At 65.8% G+C, this 1,617-nt stretch carries 1 protein-coding gene; it reads right to left on the bottom strand.

The window, feature by feature from the left end; all coding sequences use genetic code 11:
• Nucleotides 1–163: 163 nt before the first annotated feature.
• Nucleotides 164–1,495 (bottom strand): IS1380 family transposase, encoded by a 1,332-nt coding sequence (locus AC1Q7F_RS32520; RefSeq protein ID WP_492512695.1) that lies wholly within the window; start codon nucleotides 1,493–1,495, stop codon nucleotides 164–166.
• Between the last annotated feature and the right edge of the window lie 122 nt (nucleotides 1,496–1,617).

Below are 1,617 nucleotides of genomic sequence, written 5' to 3'. Positions count from 1 at the left end.
CCCGGATTATGCACCGATGTCGTTACGCTGCCGTTATCGCGTAGCGGTTGTTCTGCGAAGTGGCGTTTGGAGACACTTCCGCTGTCCCGCTGCTTGGCGGGTTTCCGGAAGCTGTTCTTGCGGTTGGCGGGAAGGGTTTGGACTGGGCACGCTGCCCGGCATATCAGGTGACGAGGCGTGTGGTGCGGGACAGGAGCATGGCGAGCACGGGCTGGACGGTGCAGGCGGTTGGCAGATGGACGCGTAATTTGGTCTTCATCTCGACGACGCGGGCGGCGATTTTCAGCAGGCGCAGGCGCAGCGTGTCGAACTGGGCGGTTCGCCAGGGGGATCGCTGCGGCATGAGGGATCGCAATCCCCACATCAGCCAATAGGCCCCGGCGTGCAGCATGAGGCGCATCTGGTTGGCGCTGGCGCGGGTGCAACTGGTGCGGTCGGCGGCCAGATGGGTTTTCCAGCTTTTGATATGGTTCTCGGCTACGCCCCGGCGGCAATAGACCTGTTCATAGAGCCACTTGCCCCGGCCGCCGGTCAGGCTGGTGACGATGAAGCGGGTGTCCACGCCCTGCGGCCCCGCCTCGACACGGGCGATGATGCGCTCCACCCGCTGCCAAGTGCGGGCGGCGTCATGGAATTCGGTGAAGCGGCGGACCTTGTCCGGTCCCGTCGCCCGTGCCCTGGTGCTGGCCTCCAGCGGGCCGACATGGGCGCGCAGGGCGGCGTTGGTGGCCAGCCCGAGGATGAAATCCACGCCCCTGGCCCGGCAGAGGTTGAACACCTCCGGTGCTGCATAGTGGCTGTCGGCCCGAACCAGGATCTCCACCCGGGGCCAGTGGGCCCGGATCATCCGGATCAGACGGCGCAGGTGGCCTGCTATTTCCCGACCGCTGGGACGCCGGGCAGGGCGCAGCAGGGCCGCGACGAACCGGCCCTCGCCGTCGAAGACGACGATCGGCTGGAAGCCATATTCATCGTAATGGGCATTGAACAGCCGCAACTGCTGGTGACCATGGGTGGCGTCGAACGTATCATCGATGTCCAGCACGATGCGCTGCGGCACCTGGCGGAAACTGGCGCAGTAAAGCTCGACCATGGCCCGGCCCATGCGCAGCAGGGCACGGGCGTCGGGCCGGTTCTCCAGACGCGAGATGGTCGATTGCGAGCAGAGGTCCGCCGCCGAGGGCAACCGGCCGAGCGCCATCTTGAAGGCCGGATCGCCGCGCAGACTGTCGGCGTCGATGCCATCCTCATAGCCGCAGGCGATCATCAGCAGGCGGAAACGGATGATATCGGCCAGGCTGTGCCGCACCCGCTCGGGCTGGCGGGTATCGGCGATGCAGGCCGCCAGCCGCGCCGCCACATTCAGCCGGATATCGATCTCCCGCAGTGCCAGCACACCGGCATCGGACGACAGGCTGCCCCCATCGAAACAGGCCTCCACCCGCTTGCCCGAAACGGGTGACAGGCCGGGCAACAACGGCGTATTCTCTCGCATGGCGGGTGTCGCGTCCTTGGATCGGGCGGATGTCTGTTTGGCGACTGAATCCTAAACCCAATCAATGACTTATGCCACACCCGCCAACCGCCAGGACGTACCCCGGTGCATAATCCGGGTTA

The organism is Niveispirillum sp. GW835-FHT14G11 (genome assembly GCF_058793615.1).
The sequence above is the reverse complement of the archived record's forward strand: the minus strand, read 5'-3'. Positions and strand labels throughout refer to the sequence as shown.

Excerpts from the sequence above, each read along its gene's own strand:
- AC1Q7F_RS32520 (WP_492512695.1), bottom strand. The coding sequence starts at position 1,495 with ATGCGAGAGAATACGCCGTTGTTGCCCGGCCTGTCACCCGTTTCGGGC.